Origin of the sequence: Alloyangia mangrovi, from assembly GCF_002300555.2 — a bacterium.
Classification (GTDB): domain Bacteria; phylum Pseudomonadota; class Alphaproteobacteria; order Rhodobacterales; family Rhodobacteraceae; genus Salipiger; species Salipiger mangrovi.
This window is the reverse complement of the sequence record NZ_NTHN02000160.1, coordinates 1-382: the sequence shown is the minus strand read 5'-3', so window position 1 is coordinate 382 and position 382 is coordinate 1. Positions and strand designations below refer to the sequence as shown.

The 382-nt window shown below is 67.8% G+C and carries 1 pseudogene; it reads left to right on the top strand.

Features of this window, described 5'->3' with window-relative positions:
• Positions 1-382, top strand: a pseudogene (locus tag CLG85_RS27230) (aldehyde dehydrogenase (NADP(+))); the annotation flags it as partial.

Below are 382 nucleotides of genomic sequence, written 5' to 3'. Positions count from 1 at the left end.
TGTCGCCGCCGCCGCCGAGGCGCTGAAGGGCGCGTCCGCCCAATGCATGCTCACCAATGGTATCGCGCAAGCGTATAAGGACGGTAAATCGCGCTTCGATGGCCGCAATGCCGTCAAGCCGGTGCTGACCACCGACAGCGAGGGCCGCGAAGCGCTGCCCAACCTCTTCGAGACGGATGCGGCGAATTACCTGCAGGATCATGCGCTTGGCGAGGAGGTCTTCGGCCCGCTCGGGCTCGTGGTGCGGGTCTCGGGTCCGGACGAGATGGAGAGGCTTGCCAAGGGCTTCGAGGGCCAGCTCACCGCCACGATCCACATGGACGAGGGCGACACGGCCCTCGCGCAGCGGCTGATGCCGGTGCTCGAGCGCAAGGCCGGCCGG